This window comes from Rhodococcus sp. AZ1 (assembly GCF_054979605.1).
The window spans coordinates 85751-106461 of record NZ_JBUEQF010000001.1; the positions used below are offsets into that span (position 1 = coordinate 85751).

A 20711-nucleotide genomic window follows, 5' to 3' on the forward strand; every position below is an offset into this window, starting at 1 on the left:
GAAACCGGTTCGAGGGGCCGACCGCGGCGCCGGTCGTGGCACCCTGGTGGCCATGACGAGGATTGCGGTGGTCGGCGGCGGACGTATCGGTGAGGCACTGCTCTCGGGCCTGCTGGTGTCGGGACGCGCGCCGAAGGATCTGGTGGTGGCGGAGAAGTTCGCGCCCCGTGCCGAGGAATTGGCGTCGACCTACGGGATCCGGGCTGCGACAGTGGCCGACGCCGTCATCGGCGCCGATGTGATCGTGGTGGCGGTCAAGCCGGCCGACGTCGACTCGGTGATCGACGCGATCGCAGCCGGCGAGATCGACGGTGCGCAGTCACAGATCGTGGTGTCGTTGGCCGCCGGGATCACCGCGGCCAGGATCGAGGCTCGCCTCCCGGCGGGGGTGCCGGTGGTGCGGGTGATGCCCAACACACCGATGCTGGTCGGGAAGGCGATGTCGGCGATGGCGGCCGGTCGGCACGCGCGGGTCGAGCATCTCGAGGTGGTGCGCGGGATCCTCGAATCCGTGGGCCGGGTCACCGAGGTACCCGAGGCTCGCATCGATGCCGTGACGGCGGTGTCGGGGTCCGGTCCCGCGTACTTCTTCCTCGTCGCGGAGGCGATGATCGACGCGGCGGTGGGTCTGGGTTTGACGCGGGAGACTGCCGCAATTCTCGTGACCCAGACCATGGTGGGCTCGGCGGCGATGCTGGATCACTCCGACGACTCGCCGACCGAGCTGCGCGCCGCTGTGACATCTCCCGGTGGGACGACAGCTGCCGCGGTGGCCGAGTTGGAGAGAAAAGGCCTGCGAGGAGCGCTTTTCGACGCCCTGGAGGCGGCAGCGCGGCGGTCGGTGGAATTGGGATTGGTTACTGAATGAACACTCTTCTTCCCACTCCCGTCGCATAAACCACACAAGTCCCGCTAAGCTCACCCCAGCACGTGCGTGTCTGTACCGCCGGAGGGGAAGCCGGTGGCGCGGGCGTGCCGGAGGTATGTGGATTGATGGCGTCCATCAACAAGCCGTCCGGGTCGAACTCGAAGAGTTCGTCCTCGGATGGACAACCGGCTGTGGCCGGAACGCAATTCCTCACCGTCGCCGAGGTGGCGTCGCTGATGAGGGTGTCCAAGATGACCGTGTACCGATTGGTGCACAGTGGCGAGTTGCCGGCGGTTCGCGTCGGTAGGTCGTTCCGCGTGCACGCGAAAGCTGTGCACGACTACCTGGAAACGTCGTACTTCGACGCGGGGTAGATCGGGCTCATCGCTACGCGCCCCCAGCACCTGGTGCTGGGGGCCGTTTCGGTGTGAGCGGCGTGCGGCGGTACGATCGTCCGACTGCCGAACGGTCCCGACGAGTGGACGTCGCCGATAGGTTTTTCCGAGTACAGAACGTGAGGGTTGCCCACCATGGGTTCAGTGATCAAGAAGCGCCGCAAGCGCATGTCGAAGAAGAAGCACCGCAAGCTGCTTCGCCGGACCCGTGTGCAGCGTAGGAAGCTCGGCAAGTAGGACCCCGGCCCAGCTTGCTCACGGCGCCGCCACCGTTCCTCGGTGGCGGCGCCGTTGCTGTGTTCCGGGACGCCGTGGAACCGGCAGGTATGCGCTGCGTCCCGTAGGGTGTGGCGTGTACCACGACGATGGTGTCCTGTGGGCGACCACAAGGAATAATTGCCTTCGCTACCACCCGCTCGTGGTCCATGGGCTTCACCGGCGCGCCCGTGGTCACGGCCACGGACCTACATCGTCACCTAGGAGGCACCTGTGAGTACGCCCGACGGCTTCTCCGCCGGTCCCCGGGTCGTCCTCGTCACCGGGGCCAGCCGGTTCCTGGGTGGGTATCTCACCGCTCGGCTCGCGCAGAACCATCGCGTCGAGCGGGTCATCGCCGTCGACACGGTCGCGCCGAGCAAGGACATGCTGCGCCGGATGGGTCGCGCCGAGTTCGTGCGCGCTGACATCCGTAATCCATTGATCGGCAAGGTGATTCGCAACGCATCGGTCGACACGGTGGTGCACGCGTCCTTGATGTCGAGTCCCCCCGGCAACGGCGGCCGATCGGTGATGAAGGACTTCAACGTCATCGGTGCGATGCAGTTGTTCGCGGTGTGCCAGAAATCGCCGTCGGTGCGCAACCTGGTGCTTCGTTCGTCGAGTGCGGTGTACGGCAGCGGCCCACGCGATCCGGTGATGTTCACCGAGGACATGAGCGCGCGCAGTCGTCCCCGCGGTGCGTTCGCCCGCGACGCCCTCGATGTCGAGGGATACGCGCGCGGCCTGGGCCGCCGTCGCCCCGACGTCTCGGTGGCCATCCTGCGCAACGCACCCATGGTGGGTCCGCGCGTGAACGGCACCGTCTCGCGCTACCTCGCCTCGCCGGTGGTGCCCACCATCTTCGGCCGTGACGCGCGCATGCAGCTGCTCCACGAGGAGGATGCGCTGTCCGCCCTCGAGCGGGCCACCCTGTCCGGCCCGGCCGGCACGTTCAACATCGCGGCCGAGGGCACCGTCATGCTCTCGCAGGCCATCCGCCGTGCCGGGCGCATCCAGGTTCCGGTGCCGGCCGGTATCGCGACGGGCGTCGGCCGACTGCTCTCACCGTCCATCGCGCGCGGGTTGACCGCCGAGCAGATCGACTACTTCCGGTACGGCTGCGGGCTCGACACCACCCGCATGGTCAAGGACCTCGGATTCACACCGCGGTGGACAACCCTGCAGGCCGTCGACGACTTCGTCCGGGGTGTCGGATTGAGCCGCGTGGTCAAGAGGGAATGGGTGGACGCGCTCGAGGAGCCCCTGCTGTCCGCTCTCGGTCAGTCGCGTCCTCGGCGACCCGTGCTGGTGGGCGTGCCGACCGCTCGAACGGAAGGATGAGGCGACATGGCCAAGGTCATTCAGCTCCGCGGACACGCGTCGGCCTCGCGCCCGGACATCGGGCGCACGCGGCACCCGTCGCACCTGGTGGACCCGGCGCCCGTTCCCACCGGTGTCGAGCGGTCCGGTGTGCCGGCCGACGACCGTACGGGCCCCACAGCGGTCGATCACGTGCGCGCCGCCCTGGTGGACAACATCACCACCACGGCCGACTTCTTGCGGACGCGTCTGGCCGGCGACTACGAGGTCGACACCTTCGGCTATGACGAGCACTTCGCCGACAACGTCTTCATTCCGCTGCTTCGCCCGCTGTTCCAGAAGTGGTTCCGGGTGGAGGTGCGCGGGATCGAGAACATCCCGGCCACGGGCGGCGCCCTGATCGTGGCCAACCACGCGGGCGTGATCCCCATCGACGGTCTCATGACGCAGGTGGCCGTGCGCGACCATCATCCCGCGCACCGGGCCGTGCGCATGCTCGCGGCGGATCTGGTGTTCGAGCTTCCGGTGGTGGGGTCGGTGGCCCGCCGCGCCGGGCACACTCTCGCCTGCCAGCCCGATGCCGAGCGCCTGTTGCGCGACGGCGAGCTGGTCTCGGTGTTCCCCGAGGGCTTCAAGGGTGTGGGTAAGCCGTTCAGTGAGCGGTACAAGCTGCAGCGGTTCGGGCGCGGTGGCTTCGTCTCGGCCGCGCTGCGCACCCGCACCCCGATCATCCCGTGCTCGATCGTGGGCTCCGAGGAGATCTACCCCAAGATCGGCGAGATGACCACGCTCGCAAGGATTCTCGGCCTACCGTACGTTCCGGTGACGCCCATGTTCCCGCTGCTCGGTCCGCTCGGTCTGGTGCCGCTGCCCTCGAAGTGGATCATCGAATTCGGCGACCCCATCGAGACCTCGGGATACGAGCCGTCGGCAGCGGAGGATCCGATGGACCTGTTCGAGGTCACCGACCACGTGCGCGAAACCATCCAGCAGACGCTCTACAAGCTGCTCGCGCGCCGCTCGAGTGTGTTCCTCGGCTGACGCCTGCGTCCGACCACCGCCGCGCCGAGTGCTCCGAGCGCGACGAGCGCGAGCCCGGTGGGTACCCCGATCTTCGCGGCCTTGCGACCGGTGCGGAAATCGCGGATCTCCCATCCGCGATCGAGCGCCAGATCACGCAGATCCGAATCCGGGTTCACCGCCACCGCCGTGCCCACCAGCGAGAGCATCGGCACATCGTTGTGGCTGTCGGAGTACGCGGTACACCGGCGTAGATCCAGGCCCTCGCGCACCGCGAGGGTACGTACGGCATGGGCCTTGCCGCGCCCGTGCAGGATGTCGCCGACCAGCCGGCCGGTGAACACGCCGTCCTTGCTCTCTGCCACCGTGCCCAGAGCGCCGTTGAGCCCGAGGCGCTCGGCGATGATCGATGCCAACTCGATGGGTGTTGCCGTGACCAGCCATACCTGCTGGCCGGCGTCGAGATGCATCTGCGCGAGCGCACGCGTGCCCGCCCAGATGCGGTCGGCGATCACCTCGTCGTAGATCTCCTCGCCGAGACGGGTCAACTCCGCCGTGGAACGACCGGCGACGAAGGACAGTGCCTTCTCGCGCCCGCTCGAGACGTCCCCGAGATCCTCCTTGCCGGTGACCCGGAACTTGATCTGCTTCCAGGCGAACTCGGCGATGTCGGCGGTGGTGATGTACTTGCGCGAGGCCAGCCCGCGCGCGAAGTGGATGATCGACGCGCCCTTGACCATGGTGTTGTCGACGTCGAAGAAGGCGGCTGCGGTCAGGTCCCGAGGTACGACCGGTGGAGACGAGTCGTTCTCGGCGGCCTCGGATCGTTCGTTCTGCAGAGCGAGAGCCGCGTCGGCACTGGCCGCACCGGCAACGTTCGCGCGCACCTGGGCGGCGCTGGGGCCGAATCGGCTCCGCAGCCGCCCCTGCCGCGCACCCGCGGGGGACTTCTCGGTCATGCCCGTCCCCCGTCCGGTCTCGGTCGCGCTGGTGTCGGTTGGGCGCGGTTTCGGTCCCCAGCGTAGTCGGCGGCGGGAACTGCGGGTCGCAGTGCACGGGTGCCGTGTGATGTCGATCTCGGCACCGCCCCCGCCGCCGGTGGCGACCGGTGCTCCATGCATCATCTCCACGTGAGCTCACCGACGCCGCCGCGCGCCCACGCAGTGACCCTGCTGACTCGTGCCGGGTGCGGTGCATGCGTGGTTGCCGGGCAGGTTCTGGGCGATGTTCTGGCCGAGTACGGGCTCGAAGCCGAGGTCATAGACGTGGACGAGGTGGCGTCGGTGGACCCGCAGCTGCGGGCGGAGTTCGGAGACCGGTTGCCGGTGGTGTTGCTCGACGGCGCCGAGCACAGCTACTGGGACGTCGACGTGCCGCGGCTGCGGCGTGACCTGGGCCTTCCCGAGGGCGGCGGATCCTAGCACACCCTCTCGCGACTTTGTTCATACGTTCACGAGCGGTTACCGTGGAAGTCGATGTACCCGACCTCCGACCAGGGGGATCGGTGTGACGACCAGGGCACAGTGCTGCCCTGCGGAGCAGGAGAGACGCCGCCGTGACCGCTCGACAACGAACCTCGGTTGTCGACCCTGCGACCGTCGGCCCTGAAGCCGTCGACCCTGTGGCCGCCGACCGCGTGCAGCCGACCGGTTCTCGTCGATCGCTGCCCCAGGCTACGGTGGCCCGCCTGGCCGACTGCCTCCGGGTCCTCGGTTCGCTCGACGAGCAAGGTGTGCGGACGGTCTCGAGCGATTCGCTCGCCCTCGCCGCCGGGGTCGGCTCGGCAACGTTGCGCAAGGATCTGTCGCTGCTCGGATCGAACGGCGTGCGCGGTGTCGGATACGACGTGGCGCGGCTGCGAGCGTGCATCGAACTGGCACTCGGGGTCGACGCGGGCCACCGGATGGTCGTCGTCGGCGCCGGCAACCTCGGGACCGCTCTGGCCAACCATGACGGCATGCGTCGTCGGGGTTTCACGCTCGTCGGTGTGTTCGACCACGACCGCGCCCGAATCGGCGCAGCGGTCGGAGCGGAGCGCCTTCGCGTGCGGCCGATGGCCGATCTTGCGGACGTGTGCCGAGCGAGCGAGGCCACTGTCGCCGTGATCGCCGTTCCCGATGCCGCCGCTCAGAGCGTTGCCGACGCGGTCGTCGCCGCGGGTGTGCGGTCGATTCTCAGTTTCGCCGAGGTGGCGTTGCAGGTTCCGTCGAATGTGGAGGTGCGCACCGTGGATGTGGCGCTCGAGCTGCAGATGCTGTCCTTCCGGGCCGTGGTGAGCGCGTCGTGAGCGTTCTGATGCTCGGCATCTCGCACCGCAGTGCCCCGGTGTCGGTTCTCGAGCGCATTTCGATCAGCGACACCGATCGTCCCAAGCTGACCGACCGGATCATGGCCGGTTCGCACGTTTCCGAGGTGATGATCGTCTCGACGTGCAACCGGGTGGAGATCTACGCGGTGGTCGATGCGTTCCACGGTGCGCTCACCGACCTCGGCGACCTGCTCGCCGAGCACTCCGGTCTGCCCCTGGCCGAACTCACCAAGCACGCGTACGTCCGCTACAGCGAGGCCGCGGCCGAGCACCTCTTCGCCGTCGCGAGCGGGCTGGATTCGATGGTGATCGGAGAGCAGCAGATCCTCGGTCAAATTCGCTCGGCCTACGCCGCCGCCGACGCGCAGCAGGCTGCCGGCCGGGTGATCCACGAACTGGCCCAGCAGGCGTTGCGCATCGGCAAGAAGGTGCACGCGGAGACCGGCATCGACACCGCCGGCGCGTCGGTGGTGTCGGTGGCACTCGATCGCGGGGCCGACAAGCTCGGCGGGCTGGCCGGTCGCACCGCCGTCGTGCTCGGTGCGGGCTCGATGGGTGGGCTCTCGGTGGCCCGGCTCGTCGGCCAGGGTGTCGGGGAGATCGTGGTGATCAATCGCAGCCTCGAGCGTGCCCAGCACCTCGCCGAGACCGCCGCGGCCGCCGGGGTGTCCGCTCGCGCCCTGCCCCTCGATCGTCTGAGCGCTGCCCTCGCCGCCGCAGATCTTCTCGTCACCTGTACCGGCGCGGTGGGTGTGGTGGTGAGCCTGGCAGACGTGCACACCGCTCTCGCTCGCCGCGACACGGGCAGATCACCGCTGGTGATCTGCGATCTCGGGCTCCCGCACGACGTCGATCACGCCGTCGCCGGTCTTCCCGGCGTGACCCTGCTCGACATGGCCGCTCTCCAGCGCGACCCGGCAGCCGGAGCCGCCGCCGCGGACGAGCGCGCCGCGCGCGACATCGTGGCCGCCGAGCTCGCCGCCTACATTGCCGGCCAGCGGCTGGCCGAGGTCACCCCGACGGTGACGGCGCTGCGACGACGGGCCGCCGAGGTGGTCGAGGCAGAGTTGTTGCGCCTGGACTCACGCCTGCCCGACCTCGACGATCCGCAGCGCGACGAGGTGGCACGCACCGTGCGCCGCGTGGTGGACAAGCTGCTGCATGCGCCGACGGTGCGGGTCAAGCAACTGGCCACCACCCCCGGCGGCGACGCCTACGCCGAGGCGCTGCGCGAGCTGTTCGAGCTCTCGCCCAATGCGGTGCAGGCGGTGGCATCACCGTCCGAACTGCTCGAGGTCGACCCCGACGGGGACCCGTCGTGACCGGCGCGGAGCGGGTGGTGCGCATCGGCACGCGTGGATCACTGTTGGCCACCACCCAGGCGGAGACCGTGCGCAGCGCGCTGACCGACCTCGGTGTGGTCAGCGAACTCGTGATCGTCAACACCGCGGGCGATCGCTCGTCGTCCCCGGTTCAGGAGATCGGTGTTGGCGTGTTCACCACCGCACTGCGAGATGCATTGCGGGACGGTTCGATCGACATCGCGGTGCACTCGTACAAGGATCTGCCCACCGCACCGGACCCCGATCTCGTGATCGCGGCGGTGCCGGTGCGCGAGGACTCCCGCGACGCCCTCGTAGCCCGTGACGGCCTGGTGCTCGGCGAGCTGCCCGCGGGGGCGAGCGTGGGAACTTCCGCGCCGCGGCGAATCGCTCAGCTGCGGGCCCTCGGGCTGGGCTTGGACGTGCAGCCGCTGCGCGGCAACCTCGACACCAGGATCGGGAAGGTGGCGGTCGGCGAGTTCGACGCCGTGGTGGTCGCCCGCGCCGGCCTGGCGCGCATCGACCGGCTCGACGCGGTGACCGAGACCCTCGAGCCGGTGCAGTTCCTGCCCGCTCCCGCCCAGGGCGCACTCGCCGTCGAATGCCGCAGTGACGACATCGATCTCGCGGAGGTCATCGCCAAGATCGACGACGCTCCCTCGCGCGCGGCGGTCACGGCCGAGCGCGCACTCCTCGCCGCACTGGAAGCGGGATGCACCGCGCCGGTCGGTGCCATCGCCGAGGTGGTCGAATCCATCGACGACGACGGGCGCATCTTCGACGAACTCTCCGTGCGCGGTTGCGTCGCCGCTCTCGACGGCTCCGATGTGATCCGCGCTTCGGCCGTCGGCGATCCGGCGCGTGCGGACGAGGTGGGGCGCGCCGTGGCCACCGAACTTCTCGACCTCGGCGCCGCCGATCTGCTGGGCGCTCGCCCTGATACAGCTTCCACCCCAGATACATCCGAGAAAGGCACCTCGACCGATGCGTGATTCCAGAGCATGGCCGACGCCGCAGTACCGGTCCGGGTCCGCGGTCGCGGTGCGCGGTGGCCGTCGTCACGCGGTTGCTCCCCGTCCGGGGCGAGCCGACCGCATTGCCACCGGGCGCCTGATCCCCAAGCGTGGTCCGGCCACCCCGATCGAGCTCGAATTCCGCAACAAGAGTGCACGGGAGGCCCAACGATGAGTCCTGCTCGCAAGAACGTGCCGGGACGGATCCTGTTCGTCGGTGCCGGGCCCGGTGATCCCGCCCTGCTCACCATCCGGGCTCGCGAGGTGCTCGGTAGCGCCGAGATGGCCTTCACCGACCCCGATGTCGATCGCGGAACCATTGCGCTGATCGGCTCGAACCTTCCGTGCGACCACGAGAGCGGTACCACCGTCGCCGAGGTTCGCCCGGCGCTGGGCGAGCCCGGGGAGGTGGCCCGCACGCTGGTCGCCGAGGCCCGCAACGGACACGACGTGGTGCGCCTGGTCTCCGGTGACCCGCTGACCACCGACTCGGTCATCGCCGAGGTCACCGCGGTGGCGCGCACGCAGGTGCAGTTCGAGGTTCTCCCCGGCCTGACCGGCGGATCGGCCGTGCCCAGCTACGCAGGTATGGCTCTGGGTTCGGCGCACACCGAAGCCGACGTGCGCGGCGACATCGACTGGGCGGCCCTCGCCGCGGCGCCGGGCCCGCTGGTGCTGCACGCGACGTCCGGCCACCTCGCCGAGACCGCGAGCGCGCTGGTCGAACACGGACTCGCGCCGCAGACACCCGCAGCGATCACCGTGCGCGGCACCACCCGTCAGCAGCGCACCGTCGACGCGACGCTGGCCACGCTGGCCGAGTCCGGCTCCGAGCTCGTGGGGTCGCTGGTGGTGACCGTCGGCAAGGTGGCGGGCAGCCGAAACAAGATGTCCTGGTGGGAGTCTCGCGCACTGTACGGCTGGACCGTGCTGGTGCCGCGCACCAAGGACCAGGCGGCGGAGATGAGCGAGCGTCTGGTCGGCCACGGCGCCATCCCCATCGAGGTGCCGACCATCGCCGTCGAGCCCCCGCGCAGTCCCGCGCAGATGGAGCGATCGGTCAAGGGGCTGGTGGACGGGCGCTACCAGTGGGTGGTGTTCACCTCCACCAATGCAGTTCGGGCCGTGTGGGAGAAGTTCGAGGAGTTCGGGCTCGACGCCCGCGCGTTCTCGGGGGTGAAGATCGCGTGCGTCGGTGAGGCCACCGCGGACAAGGTGCGCTCGTTCGGCATCAATCCCGAGCTGGTGCCCTCGGGCGAGCAGAGCTCGCTCGGGTTGCTCGAGGACTTCCCGCCCTACGACGAGGTGTTCGACCCGGTCAACCGAGTTCTGTTGCCGCGAGCCGACATTGCCACCGAGACCCTCGCCGAGGGTTTGCGCGAACGCGGCTGGGAGATCGACGACGTCACCGCGTACCGCACCGTGCGCGCAGCGCCGCCGGCCGCCGAGACCCGCGAGATGATCAAGACGGGTGGGTTCGACGCGGTGTGCTTCACCTCCAGCTCCACCGTCCGCAACCTGGTGGGCATCGCCGGAAAGCCCCACGCGCGCACACTCGTTGCCTGCATCGGGCCCAAGACCGCCGAGACCGCACTGGAATTCGGTCTGCGCGTGGATGTGCAGCCCGAGACCGCTCGGGTGGGATCGTTGGTGGAAGCGCTCGCCGAACACGCGGCGCGACTGCGGGCCGAGGGCGCGCTACCGCCGCCGCGCAAGAAGTCACGACGGCGGTAGGCGATGTTCCCCGTCGACCGTCCCCGCCGCCTGCGCAGAACCCCGGCGTTGCGACGGCTGGTGGCCGAGACATCGCTCGAGCCTCGGCATCTGGTGCTGCCGATGTTCGTCGCCGACGGTATCGACATCCCGCGGGAGATCTCCTCGATGCCCGGCGTGGTCCAGCACACCCTCGACTCGGCGGTGCGCGCGGTGCACGAGGCCGCCGAGGCCGGGGTGGGCGGTGTGATGGTGTTCGGCGTGCCGACCCCGCAGGACAAGGACGCCGTCGGCACCGGTGCCACCGATCCGGACGGCATCCTCAACCGCGCGCTGGCGCGGCTGCGATCGGAGTTCGGTGACGACACGGTGATCATGGCCGACACGTGCCTCGACGAGTTCACCGATCATGGTCACTGCGGCGTGCTGGCCGCCGACGGGGTGAGCGTCGACAACGACGCGACGCTGCTGCGCTACGTGGACATGGCGCTCGCGCAGGCGCAGGCGGGCGCGCACGTGCTCGGCCCGAGCGGGATGATGGACGGCCAGATCGGGGCGATCCGTGAGGGTCTCGATGCGGCCGGGTTCATCGATGTGGGCCAGCTCGCCTACACCGCCAAGTACGCGTCGGCGTTCTACGGGCCGTTCCGCGAGGCGGTGGGTTCATCGCTCACCGGTGACCGGCGCACGTACCAGCAGGACAGCCGCAACAGCCGGGAAGCGTTGCAGGAGTTGACCCTCGACCTCGCAGAGGGTGCCGACATGGTGATGGTCAAACCCGCCATGAGCTACCTCGACGTGCTGCGCGAGGTTGCCGACCGCTCGCCCGTCCCGGTCGCCGCGTACCAGATCTCGGGGGAGTACTCGATGATCAGTGCCGCAGCGCAGCGTGGCTGGATCGACCTCGATGCTGCGATCATGGAATCGGTACTGTCGATCAGGAGGGCGGGAGCGGACATCGTGCTGACCTACTGGGCCACCACCCTGGCCGGGCGCCTGTGACCGGCCCCGGCAACCAGAACTGGAACTGGCACCCCGAGGGGCTGCCGGAGCATCTTCGGCCGCCGGCGCCGCCGCCCGGGTTCTCGCAGCGCCCGCCCGCGCCCGTCGATGTCGAGACCTCCCGGCATCTGTGGTTGGCAACGATCGTGCTCGGGTTCGTCAGCGTGATCCTGGGTGTGTGGGCGGTGTACTCGAACCGAACGGAGTTCGTCGACACCCTGATCACGGACCTGAGGGCGCAGACGCAGGGCCAGGATCAATCGGCGATCACGGCGGACTCGGTGAACGGGATTCTCGTCGCGGCGCTGGTGGTGACCGTCGGGCTCGGTGCGGCCTTCTCGTTCCTGGTGTGGTGGATCGTGTCGAAGATGCGCGGCGGTGCCCCCTGGGCCCGTGTGGTGCTCACCATCATCGGTGTGTTCACCGTCGTCACCACACTCCCCACGGTGTTCGGCGTCGGGTCGGCGGGAGGTGGCACCGCGCTGTTCGGTTCGATCGCCGCGATCGTGCAGGGCGTCACGGCAGCGGGCGCGACGTATCTGATGTACCGGCCCGACTCGACCGCGTACTTCCTCCGGGGAAACGAGCCCCGGAAACCCATGTAGAGTGACGATTCTCACGAGTTCGAGATGTTTCGAAGGGGAATTCGATGGAACTGCAGCCGGGTCCGCGCCACAGCGTCGGCAAGGAACTGTTCCTGCTGGCCGCGATCGTGCTGTTGGTGCTGCTCACCGGGGCCGTCGTCGTTCTCCCGGCGCTGCTGACCTGAGATCGATAGCGATCCACCTGCGCCGTCGGGCAGGATGGCCGACGTGAGCGAACCTGCCCGCCCCCGCATCGTGACCGTCGCCTTCTGGGTGTGGATCGTCGCCGCCGTCCTGCTCCTGCTGCTTGGCCTGCTCTCGCTGAGTGTGTCCGGTGCAGCCGTGCGCAATGCCATCACCACCAACGGTGGAACTGCCGACACGGCGGATTCGGTGCTGGCACTGCTGCGCGGAGTCGGCGTCCTCATCATTGCCGTCGGTGCCGCCGTCGGCTTCATGACCGGACGATCGGGCCGCGGTGACAAGCGGTTCCGGCGGGCGACGGCGACCCTGGGCAGCGTGTTCGCGTTCGTTCTGCTCGGCGCCACGGTGTTCGGGCTCATCGTGGTGCCGATCCTCGGACTCCTCGCGGCGATCCTGCTCCTGACCGGAACCGTGCTGATGTTCCGGCCCGCCGCCATGGACTGGTTCGACGCCGTCGCCGACGCTCGAGGATCAGCCGGTGGACCCTGAACTGGTTCTCTTCCACGAGCCAGGGGGCCGCTGGCGCACGCTGGCGATCCCGCCGGTCTTCTGCGCCATCGCGCTGGTGATCGAGATCTTCACCGGGCCGGTGGTGCACTGGGTGGGACTGGCGGTGGTGGCCGCGGTGCTGACGGGCTTTCTCTACGTGCAGATCACCGCCGCGCGCATGCATGTTCGCGTTCTGCTCACCCCCACTACCCTCAGCCAGGGCGTGGAGGACCTGCCCGTCGCGGACATCGTCACCGTCTACCCCCCACCCGATTACGACGCTCATCCCGAGGGTGAGCGGTGGGAGCGCGCGCGGTCGCTCGGCGAGCTCAGCTCGATACCACGGCGACGCTCGGGGATCGGTCTGAAGATCCGCGGCGGTGGTGTGGTGCAGGCGTGGGCCAAGGACGACGACGGCCTGCGCGAGCATCTCACGGCGCTGATCGCGGACCGCGACGGATCGTCCGAGGTACCCCCCGGGGGTACATTCGATGCATGAGCAGCATGGACCGTGACGACCTTCTCACCCGCCTGCGCCGCATCGAGGGCCAGGTAGCAGGCATCTCGCGCATGGTCGCCGAGGATCGCTACTGCATCGATGTGCTCACCCAGGTCTCGGCTGTGACCAAGGCGTTGCAGTCGGTCTCGCTCAAACTGCTCGACTCACACCTGGCCGGGTGCGTGCTCGACGCGGCGCGCGAGGGCGGCCCGGAGGCCGACGCCAAGGTCAAGGAGGCCTCGGCCGCCATCGCGCGTCTGGTGCGGTCCTAGGATCCCGTGCGGTCCCAGATCACGGTACTCAGACCTCAGAACTCAGTACTCCGGCCCGAGCATCGCTGCCTCGGTGAGCTGATCGGGGATCCCGAAGCCGTCGATGAGGGTCTGCACGTGCGGGCGCAGCAGTCGGCACCGGTCGTTGATGCCGCGGGTGATGGCCTTGGACCGCTCGGTGGAGATCAGGCGGTGTTCGATGAACCAGGCCTTGTCCTCGTCGATCGTGCTCAGCGCGTACAGGTCGCACACCAGCCCCAGGAGTTCCTTGGTCTCGGTGTCCTCGCAGTTGTCGATGCCGGCGACGAACGCCTCCAGGATCACGCGGTCGACGTGCGCCTTCGCCGCGTGCAGGATGTGGTCCTGCACCCAATTGAACGCCTCGAACTGGCTCATCTTCTTGCCCTGCGACTGCAACCGCCGAGCTGCCGAGGTGAGCAGCAGCCGCTCGCGGTCCTCGAACATCGAGATCTGCGTGCCCCGGTTGTAGAGACTGCCCTCGGCGTCGGTGATCTCCTTGCCGTCCACCAGCGTCTGAATGATGGGCGCGGCTGCGGTGCGCCGCATCACCGCGTCACCGACGGTGGTGGCGGCGAACTTGATCCAGTCGGCGGTGTCGAACGAGCGCACCTCGTGCGCGTAGGCCGTGAGCAGTTCCTTGGCCACCAACTGCGTGAGGACCAGGTTGTCACCCTCGAACGTGGTGAACACGTCGGAGTCGGCCTTGAGTGCGATCAGCCGGTTCTCCGCGAGGTAGCCGGCGCCGCCGCACGCTTCCCGCGACTCCTGGATCGAGCGGGTGGCGTGCCAGGTGTTGGCCGCCTTCAGCCCCGCAGCGCGACCCTCGAGCTCGCGCTGCTCGGTGGGATCGACATCCTCGGGTGCGGACTGCAGATCGTGCATCGCCGATACCAACTCGTTCTGGGCGAACTGCAGGGCGTACGACTTGGCGATCAACGGCAGCAGCCGACGCTGATGCGAGAGGTAGTCCATGATGACCACCTCCTCGTCGGTACCCGGCGCCTTGAACTGCTTGCGGTGCAGCGCGTACTTCGCGGCGATGGTCAGCGCCACCTGCCCCGCGGCGGCCGCCGAGCCGCCCACGGTGATCCGGCCGCGAATGAGGGTGCCCAGCATGGTGAAGAAGCGCCGGTTGGGGTTCTCGATGGGCGACGAGTACGTGCCGTCCTCGTCGACGTCGGCGATCTTGTTGAGCATGTTCTCGCGCGGAATGCGAACATGATCGAAATGGAGGCGTCCATTGTCGACGCCGGGCAGACCGCCCTTGTAGCCGATGTCCTCGATGGTCACGCCGGGCATCGGGGTGCCGAAGTTCTCGTCGCGAATCTGCACCACGAAGCAGTGCACTCCGCGGCCCGTCGGCTCCTCACCGGGACCACCGGTGATGAGCTGCGCGAAGACCGTGCAGTACTGCGCCGACTCCGCGGCGCCGCCGATGTAGTCCTTGCGTGCGGACGGCGTCGGGGTGTTGATGACGAATTCCCGCGTGTCGCGGTCGTACGTCGCTGTGGTCTCGAGGCTCTGGACGTCACTGCCGTGGCCGGACTCGGACATGCCGTAACAGCCCAGGATGTCCAGGTCGATCAGAGGCCGGATGAACTTGGTGTGATGCCGTTCGGTGCCGAGGTTCTCGATGGCCCCGCCGAACAGGCCCCACTGCACGCCGGCCTTGACCATCAGGGAGAGGTCGGACTGCGCGAGGGTCTCGATCAGCGTGACCGCGGCGCCGGCGTCACCGGTGCCGCCGTGCTCCTTGAGAAAACCCGCTTCCGCCCATTTGTCCTTGGCGAGAAGGCGCAACTGTTCGGTTGCCTTGGCGCGTGCCTCGACGGTGTCCGGGGTGTAGTGCGGTGCGAACTCCGGGCGCGCGAGCAGAGCGCGCGCCTGCTTCCGAACGTCGATCCATCGACCGTCGAGTGTGTCCCTCAGGTGGTTCGCTACGGTGGTCATATTTCACGGTAGCCAATTTTTGGCCGCCGCAAACGCCACTCGGTGTGAAATGGACCCTCAGTGGGAGTTTCGGCGGCGCATCCTGCGGGTGAGATCGGCCACGGCGTCGAGCAGATGTGCGGTTGCGTCACGACCGATCGCGGATTGCCGATACGGACCGTCGCCGAACAGTGAGGCGCCGTTGTCGGCGAGAGCCCGATCGATCAGCTTGCTGTATCCCGCGAACTGCTCGACGAGGTGCTCCTTGAACGTCTCCGGCCACGGCTCACGGGGTGACGGTCGACGCGATGCGTCGTACTCGGCGTTCATGACAGCGATGGTAGACGCACGCGTAACACGCCGGTAACACAGTGCGCCGACTGCGTGGGTTGCCTCGACGCCACGCAGCAGGATCGGACGATCCAGGCTCAGACGATCGGGGTCAGCGGCTGCAACGAGCGCACCACAGCCGATGCCGCCTCGCCGCCCTTGGTGAAGAAATGCTCGGTGAAGTACTTCTGGTGCTCGTCGTGCTCGTGGAAGTGATGGGGGGTGAGCACCACCGAGAACACCGGGACGTCGGTGTCGAGCTGTACACGCATCAGGCCGTCGATCACGGCGGTGGCCACGAAGTCGTGGCGATAGATTCCGCCGTCCACCACCAGGCCCGCACCCACGATGGCCTCGTAGGTGCCGGTGCGTGCCAGGCGCTGTGCCGTCAGCGGGATCTCGAAGGCCCCGGGCACCTCGAACACGTCGATGTCCTCGCGCGGTCGGCCCAGGGCGGCCAGCTTGTCGATGAACCCGTCGCGGGCCTGATCGACGATGTTGCGATGCCAGGTGGCTTGAACGAAGGCGATGCGTCCGGGCGAGAAACTCATGGCGCAGAGTCTGCCAGACGGCCACCGGCGGCGGCTGACACCCGGGCGTCAGGAAACAAGCTCCGCGGCGACCTCGGAGTCGGTGATCAGGACCGTCACCCATCCGCCGCGCAGCAGGCCGCGCAGCGCCGCGATCTTTCGGGTGCCTCCCGCGACGGCGATTCGGCGGGGCACCTTCAACAACTCGCTGCTGGTGATGCCGATGACGCGTCGGTCGAGGTCCGACTCGATGAGGGCGCCGTGCTCGTCGAAGAAACGGAAACACACATCACCCACCGCTCCCGCGGCTCGCAGTGCGGCCTGCTCGCTCTCGGCGATGCCGTTGCCGCTCTCGCGCAGCAGCGGTGACGGTTCGAGCGCGCCCACGCCCAGCAGGACCGTGGTCAGTTCCGACCACCGGCGACTGACCCCGGCCACCGCCGGGTCCGACATCAGACTGCGGCGTGCGTCGGAGGTCGCGAGCAGCCCCGGCGCAGGCAGGAAGATGGGGGTTGCACCCGTGACATGGGCGAACGTGGTGAGCAACCGGTTCGCCTCGGTCTGAACTCGCGGATCGCCGACCCCACCGACCAGCTGCACCACGCTGTCGGCCACCGGTGTGGTGGCCGGGCGCATCGCCGCGGTGGTGCTGAGCAGATTCGAGCTCCACGAGGAGATACCGATGGACTCGCCGCCGATCAGCGTGGCCTCGAGGTAGCCGGCAGCGGCCGCGCCGAGGCTGTGCGCAATATCCTCCTCGTCGACACTGCCCACATCCACCACCACCGCCTCGCGGAGCCCGAACCGCTGCTCGAGGCCGTCCTCGAGGTCGGTGTGAACTCCGGCCGGGGAGGCGATCACGGTCCGCACGATGCCGGTGTCGACCGCACGCCGCAGCAGCCGCGACACCCGGGCCTGGGTGATGTGCAGTTCGTCGGCGATCCGGGCCTGCTTGAGTCCACGTTCGTGGTACATCCGAGAGACCTTCACCATCAGACGCGCCTGCTCCCCGGTGGGCGCGAGGCGGCGGTTCGCCGTCGACCGCGCCGCGCGAGGGCCGCCCGCGCGCGAATCCGAGGCCGACTGCGAGGGTTCTACCGCCATACGACACCTTCCTCCGATCGAGGTGGTCGACGGCAGGCCGTCGATTTCAAGCGTGCCCGACTGTGTAGTCGGATCGTACGCAGTCGGCGCTCCGAGATCGGTGTGGCCGACAGCTCGTCAGTCGCGATGTCGGGATCGGGCGACGGCCTGCGCCCATCGGTGACGCAGACGATCACGCTCGGTGCGATCGGCGGACGGCTGTACCGACGCCGTCCGGTTCCTGCCGCCGACGTTGCCGCACTCGACATCGGCGCGTGACCACCAGCCCAACTCGAGCCCGGCCAGACACGCCGTGCCCCACGCCGAGAGGTTGGCCGTTCCGGACACGTGCACCGGTATCCCGGAGACATCGGCTTGCAACTGCATCAGCACGGCCGACCTGGTCATCCCGCCATCGCACGCAAGGTACTCGAGCGGGCCGACATCTGCGGCGAAGGCGCTCAGGACGTCGTCCACCTGCATGGCAACCGACTCCACGGCAGCTCGGGCCACCTGCGCCCTGCCGGTACCCAGGGTGAACCCGGTGATCAGCGGCTCCGCCCGGCGATCCCAGTACGGAGCGCCGAGACCGCCGAACGCGGGCACGATCACCACCCCGTCCGCGGTGCCGGCCTGCGCATCGGCCCACATCTGCTCGACGGAGGTGCCGCACAGCTCCGCCACCCAGGCCACGGTGCGTCCGGTGGAGCGGATGTTGGCCTCGGCCGCTCGGGTCGGATGCTGCTCCCCGCCGAGATCCCAGGCGATGGTGCTGCACACACCACCGCCCGGTCGATACTCGGGGCGCATGTCGGGGCCGAGCACGGTCATCACCGACGAGCCGGTGCCGTAGGTGGCCTTGACCACCCCGGTGCGCCAGCCCGCGTGGGCGAACAACGCCGCGTGCGAGTCGGCCATGACCGCGACGATCGGGGTGCCGTCGGCGACCCCGGGCAACCCGGACACCGCGGGGAACGGCCCGACGGACGAGACCACCCGCGGAAGGGCGGCCTCGGGGACCGCGAAGATCTCGAGCAGGCGGCGATCCCACTGCCCGGACCCGATGTCGAGAAGCTGGGTCCGGGACGCATTGCCCCGCTCGATGATCGGATCGCCCAGTCGGCCGCTCAGCCGCGCCGTCAGCCAGGTGTCTACCGTTCCCACCCGCCATCGACCGGTGCTGCTGTGTCGCCGGTCCGGGTCATGGGTGTCGAGCAGCCAGGCAGCCTTGAGCGCCGAGAACATCGGGTCCAGGGGAAGGCCGGAGGAGGCGAACACGTACTCGGCGTGACCGGCCGCCTCCACCGCGGCAGCAGCGTCGGCGGTTCGCTGGTCCTGCCAGCTCAGCGCCGGACCCACCGCCGCGCCGGTGGCGGTGTCCCACGCGATGACGGTTTCGCGCTGCACGCTCAGCGCCACCGCGACGATCGACGCCGGGTCGTGCTGTGCGACGCACTCGGCGACGGCGCGGTGCACCGACCCGACGATCTCCTCGGGATCCTGCTCCACCCAGCCGGGCTGCGGGAACTGCTGGGCCACAGGGAAACTGGACTCTGCAACCACCTCGCCGTCCCGATCGACCAGCATCGCCTTCGACGAGCTGGTGCCCTGATCGATGGCCAGGATCACGGGGTCGCCGGCTCACGTGTGACCAGCTCACGTGCCGCCGCGGCGATGCCGTCGGCGTTCAGTCCGAAGTGGTCGAGCAGGAACTGCGCACTGCCGGTGGGGGCGAAGCGGCCCTCGATCCCGAGAATGCGCATCCGGCAGGGAGCGTTCCGGGAGACCGACGCCGCCACCGCCGCACCCAGACCCCCGCTGATGGTGGCCTCCTCGGCGGTGACGATCCCGGCGGTCTGGGTTGCGGCCGCGATGACGGCAGCATGGTCGAGCGGTTCGACGAAGGCCATGTTCAGCACCCGCGCCGAGATTCCCTCGGCGGCCAGTACGTCGGCCGCCCACAGCGCCCGAGAGACCATCGTGCCGATCGCGATGATGGTGACGTCGTCACCGGGCCGGGCGAGAACTGCCGTGCCCGTGCGGAACTCGTCGTCCGGTGCGCTGACCGCCGGCACCTTGAAGCGGGGGATCCGCAGATAGCTGCCCGTCTCCTGCTCGGTTGCCCAGCGCACGGCTGCCCGCGTCTGCTGCGGATCGGCGGGCACCACCACGGGCAGCCCGGCCACCGCGCGCATCCACGAGAGGTCCTCGATCGAGTGGTGGGTGGGGCCGAGTTCGCCGTAGGCCATACCGGGGCTCTGTCCGCACAGGATCACCCGTCGACCGCTGTAGGCGACGTCGGCCTTGATCTGTTCGGTGGCCCGCCCGGTCAGGAACGGCGCTGCGGCGCACACGAACGGGATCAGACCCGCACCGGCGAGCCCGGCGCCCACTCCCACCAGATCCTGTTCTGCGATACCGACATTGATCAGTCGATCGCCGAACTCGTCGCGGAAGGCGACGAGGTTGCTCGATCCCACCGAGTCGTTGCAGACCGCGACGATCCGGTCGTCGGCTCGGGCCAGCGCGGCGAGTTCCTCCGCGAAATCGGCCCGGCAGTCGAAGGTGGGGGCATCGGTACCCGTGGTGATGGTCATGAGAGCTCCTGCAGTGCGGCGGTGACCTGTTCGGCGGTGGGCACCTTGTGGTGCCATTCGACGCGGTCCTCGATGAATGACACGCCCTTGCCCTTGACGGTGTCGGCGACCACTGCCACCGGACGACCCGTGGTCGAGGGAGCCAGCGCGCCCAGCAGAGCGATCATGTCGTGTCCGTCGACCCGACGGGCCTCCCAGCCGAACGCGTCCAGTTTCGCGTCGAGCGGTTCGAGCGTCTTGGTGTCCTCGGTGCGCGCGCCCTGCTGCAGGCGGTTGCGGTCGACGATGGCTGTCAAGGAGCTCAGGCCGTAGTGCGCGGCGGTCATCGCGGCCTCCCAGTTGCTGCCCTCCTGCATCTCGCCGTCGCCGAGCACCACGATCGTGCGGTAGTCGAGCCCGCGCAGACGGGCTCCGAGGGCGAGCCCCGCCGCCACCGGGAACCCGTGGCCGAGCGGACCGGTGTTGGTCTCCACGCCCGGCACCTTCACCCGGTTGGGGTGCCCGTTGAGGGCGGACAGCGGGGCCACGAACGTGGCGAGCTCGGATCGGGGAAAGAACCCGCACGTGGCGAGCGTGGAGTACAGCGCCGCGGCGCAGTGGCCCTTGCTCAGGATGAACCTGTCGCGGCCGGGCGCGGCCGGATCCTGCGGGTCCACCGACAGTGCGCCCCAGTAGCAGGCGACCAGGATGTCGGTCACCGACAGATCGCCGCCCACGTGGCCGAGCCCGGCGCGGCCGATGGTGGTGAGCACATCGCGGCGGATACCGGTGGCGATGGCGGCCAGCTCCGGCGCCGCGACGGCCGGCGGGCTGCTGCGCAGCCGCTCCGCCGTGGCGCGGTACGCCGTGGCCGCGGCAGTGTCGACCGTGAGCGCGTGCGACGCGAGAGTGCTGGTCATCGCATGTTCTCCTGCCGCCTGATAGGTAGTTGACTAGATATGCGACTACGCATGG

At 69.0% G+C, this 20711-nt stretch carries 24 protein-coding genes; 16 read left to right on the forward strand and 8 right to left on the reverse strand.

The features are described 5' to 3' along the window. The first annotated feature begins 52 nt into the window (after positions 1-52). From proC to ACY48E_RS00460, 5 genes are all read left to right on the forward strand, one after another. Positions 53-868 carry a pyrroline-5-carboxylate reductase gene (gene proC / locus ACY48E_RS00440; RefSeq protein WP_462870076.1) on the forward strand — a complete coding sequence of 272 codons (816 nt, stop codon included), beginning with the start codon at positions 53-55 and terminating at the stop codon, positions 866-868. Between the two features lie 125 nt (positions 869-993). After that, a complete protein-coding gene (locus ACY48E_RS00445; RefSeq protein ID WP_462870077.1) occupies positions 994-1242 on the forward strand; it encodes a helix-turn-helix domain-containing protein in 249 nt (82 codons plus the stop codon). Between the two features lie 156 nt (positions 1243-1398). After that, positions 1399-1500: a 30S ribosomal protein bS22 gene (locus tag ACY48E_RS00450; protein ID WP_003402602.1), complete on the forward strand. Its 102-nt coding sequence runs from the start codon at positions 1399-1401 to the stop codon at positions 1498-1500. A 252-nt stretch (positions 1501-1752) separates the two neighbouring features. Then, positions 1753-2862, forward strand: coding sequence for an NAD-dependent epimerase/dehydratase family protein (locus ACY48E_RS00455; RefSeq protein ID WP_462870078.1), 1110 nt, complete (start codon positions 1753-1755; stop codon positions 2860-2862). Between the two features lie 6 nt (positions 2863-2868). After that, on the forward strand, positions 2869-3882 hold the full coding sequence (locus tag ACY48E_RS00460) for a lysophospholipid acyltransferase family protein (protein WP_462870079.1): 1014 nt from the start codon (positions 2869-2871) through the stop codon (positions 3880-3882). Here the strand turns inward: ACY48E_RS00460 and ACY48E_RS00465 are convergent. Next, a complete protein-coding gene (locus ACY48E_RS00465) occupies positions 3840-4820 on the reverse strand; it encodes an HAD family hydrolase (protein ID WP_462870080.1) in 981 nt (326 codons plus the stop codon). The genes ACY48E_RS00460 and ACY48E_RS00465 overlap by 43 nt on opposite strands. Positions 4821-4976: 156 nt before the next feature. Between ACY48E_RS00465 and ACY48E_RS00470 the strand changes: the two genes are divergently transcribed. The 11 genes from ACY48E_RS00470 (at position 4977) to ACY48E_RS00520 (ending at position 13267) form a co-directional block, all read left to right on the forward strand. After that, on the forward strand, positions 4977-5282 hold the full coding sequence (locus ACY48E_RS00470) for a glutaredoxin family protein (protein ID WP_462870081.1): 306 nt from the start codon (positions 4977-4979) through the stop codon (positions 5280-5282). Between the two features lie 134 nt (positions 5283-5416). After that, the gene (locus ACY48E_RS00475) at positions 5417-6148 is read left to right on the forward strand and encodes a redox-sensing transcriptional repressor Rex (RefSeq protein WP_462870082.1); all 732 of its coding nucleotides are present in this window, start codon (positions 5417-5419) and stop codon (positions 6146-6148) included. After that, positions 6145-7491: a glutamyl-tRNA reductase gene (locus tag ACY48E_RS00480; protein ID WP_462870083.1), complete on the forward strand. Its 1347-nt coding sequence runs from the start codon at positions 6145-6147 to the stop codon at positions 7489-7491. The genes ACY48E_RS00475 and ACY48E_RS00480 overlap by 4 nt, the downstream gene beginning before the upstream one ends. A 14-nt stretch (positions 7492-7505) precedes the next feature. Beyond that, positions 7506-8483, forward strand: coding sequence for a hydroxymethylbilane synthase (hemC, locus tag ACY48E_RS00485; protein WP_462870486.1), 978 nt, complete (start codon positions 7506-7508; stop codon positions 8481-8483). After that, the gene (locus tag ACY48E_RS00490) at positions 8476-8679 is read left to right on the forward strand and encodes a hypothetical protein (protein ID WP_462870084.1); all 204 of its coding nucleotides are present in this window, start codon (positions 8476-8478) and stop codon (positions 8677-8679) included. Before hemC ends, ACY48E_RS00490 begins: the two co-directional genes overlap by 8 nt. Continuing rightward, complete coding sequence (locus tag ACY48E_RS00495; protein WP_462870085.1) at positions 8676-10238, forward strand: bifunctional uroporphyrinogen-III C-methyltransferase/uroporphyrinogen-III synthase; 1563 nt, start codon at positions 8676-8678, stop codon at positions 10236-10238. The genes ACY48E_RS00490 and ACY48E_RS00495 overlap by 4 nt, the downstream gene beginning before the upstream one ends. Before the next feature lie 3 nt (positions 10239-10241). Continuing rightward, the gene (gene hemB, locus ACY48E_RS00500; protein ID WP_462870086.1) at positions 10242-11219 is read left to right on the forward strand and encodes a porphobilinogen synthase; all 978 of its coding nucleotides are present in this window, start codon (positions 10242-10244) and stop codon (positions 11217-11219) included. Next, on the forward strand, positions 11216-11824 hold the full coding sequence (locus ACY48E_RS00505; RefSeq protein WP_462870087.1) for a hypothetical protein: 609 nt from the start codon (positions 11216-11218) through the stop codon (positions 11822-11824). Before hemB ends, ACY48E_RS00505 begins: the two co-directional genes overlap by 4 nt. Positions 11825-12031: 207 nt before the next feature. After that, on the forward strand, positions 12032-12496 hold the full coding sequence (locus tag ACY48E_RS00510) for a hypothetical protein (protein ID WP_462870088.1): 465 nt from the start codon (positions 12032-12034) through the stop codon (positions 12494-12496). Then, positions 12486-12995 (forward strand): hypothetical protein, encoded by a 510-nt coding sequence (locus tag ACY48E_RS00515; RefSeq protein ID WP_462870089.1) that lies wholly within the window; start codon positions 12486-12488, stop codon positions 12993-12995. Before ACY48E_RS00510 ends, ACY48E_RS00515 begins: the two co-directional genes overlap by 11 nt. Then, complete coding sequence (locus tag ACY48E_RS00520) at positions 12992-13267, forward strand: metal-sensitive transcriptional regulator (protein WP_462870090.1); 276 nt, start codon at positions 12992-12994, stop codon at positions 13265-13267. Before ACY48E_RS00515 ends, ACY48E_RS00520 begins: the two co-directional genes overlap by 4 nt. A gap of 42 nt (positions 13268-13309) precedes the next feature. Here ACY48E_RS00520 and ACY48E_RS00525 read toward each other — a convergent pair whose 3' ends face one another. The 7 genes from ACY48E_RS00525 to ACY48E_RS00555 all read right to left on the reverse strand — a co-directional run bounded on the left by ACY48E_RS00525 (position 13310) and on the right by ACY48E_RS00555 (position 20656). Next, a complete protein-coding gene (locus ACY48E_RS00525; RefSeq protein WP_462870091.1) occupies positions 13310-15238 on the reverse strand; it encodes an acyl-CoA dehydrogenase family protein in 1929 nt (642 codons plus the stop codon). 57 nt (positions 15239-15295) lie between these two features. Then, entirely contained in the window at positions 15296-15547 is a 252-nt protein-coding gene (locus tag ACY48E_RS00530) for a hypothetical protein (RefSeq protein WP_462870092.1), read from the reverse strand. Between the two features lie 98 nt (positions 15548-15645). Continuing rightward, positions 15646-16098, reverse strand: coding sequence for a 6,7-dimethyl-8-ribityllumazine synthase (locus tag ACY48E_RS00535; protein WP_462870093.1), 453 nt, complete (start codon positions 16096-16098; stop codon positions 15646-15648). A 48-nt stretch (positions 16099-16146) separates the two neighbouring features. Continuing rightward, entirely contained in the window at positions 16147-17181 is a 1035-nt protein-coding gene (locus ACY48E_RS00540; RefSeq protein ID WP_462870094.1) for a sugar-binding transcriptional regulator, read from the reverse strand. A 117-nt stretch (positions 17182-17298) separates the two neighbouring features. Continuing rightward, positions 17299-18789, reverse strand: a complete 1491-nt coding sequence (locus ACY48E_RS00545; RefSeq protein WP_462870095.1) for an FGGY family carbohydrate kinase — start codon at positions 18787-18789, stop codon at positions 17299-17301. Then, positions 18786-19757 (reverse strand): transketolase family protein, encoded by a 972-nt coding sequence (locus tag ACY48E_RS00550; RefSeq protein WP_462870096.1) that lies wholly within the window; start codon positions 19755-19757, stop codon positions 18786-18788. The genes ACY48E_RS00545 and ACY48E_RS00550 overlap by 4 nt, the downstream gene beginning before the upstream one ends. Then, positions 19754-20656, reverse strand: a complete 903-nt coding sequence (locus ACY48E_RS00555) for a transketolase (protein WP_462870097.1) — start codon at positions 20654-20656, stop codon at positions 19754-19756. Before ACY48E_RS00555 ends, ACY48E_RS00550 begins: the two co-directional genes overlap by 4 nt. Positions 20657-20711 lie beyond the last annotated feature (55 nt).